Below are 443 nucleotides of genomic sequence, written 5' to 3' on the forward strand. Positions count from 1 at the left end.
GACCGGCACCTTTGCGATCGACGCGGCGGGCGCCTGGACCTTCACGGCCAACAGCGCCTTTGACAACCTGAACGTCGGCCAGAACGTCAACGAGACCTTTGCGGTGGCCAGCGCCGACGGCACGGCCAGCTCGGTGAAGATCACGATCAACGGCACCAACGATGCGGCCACGGTCAGCAGCGCGAATGTGGCGCTGACAGAGACCAACGCCGCCGTGACGACCAGCGGCACCTTGACCGCCAGCGATGTGGACAACACGCCGAACACCTTCACGGCAGCGACCATCGTCGGCACGACCGGCACCTTTGCGATCGACGCGGCGGGCGCCTGGACCTTCACGGCCAACAGCGCCTTTGACAACCTGAACGTCGGCCAGAACGTCAACGAGACCTTTGCGGTGGCCAGCGCCGACGGCACGGCCAGCTCGGTGAAGATCACGATCA

Annotated in this window: 1 protein-coding gene; it reads left to right on the forward strand. The window is 65.5% G+C overall.

From position 1 onward, the window contains the following. On the forward strand, nucleotides 1-443 hold a 443-nt coding region (locus B7G53_RS22320), incomplete at both ends, for a VCBS domain-containing protein (RefSeq protein ID WP_217992648.1).

Origin of the sequence: Polaromonas sp. AET17H-212 (assembly GCF_002379085.1) — a bacterium.
In the GTDB taxonomy this organism is placed as follows: domain Bacteria; phylum Pseudomonadota; class Gammaproteobacteria; order Burkholderiales; family Burkholderiaceae_C; genus Polaromonas.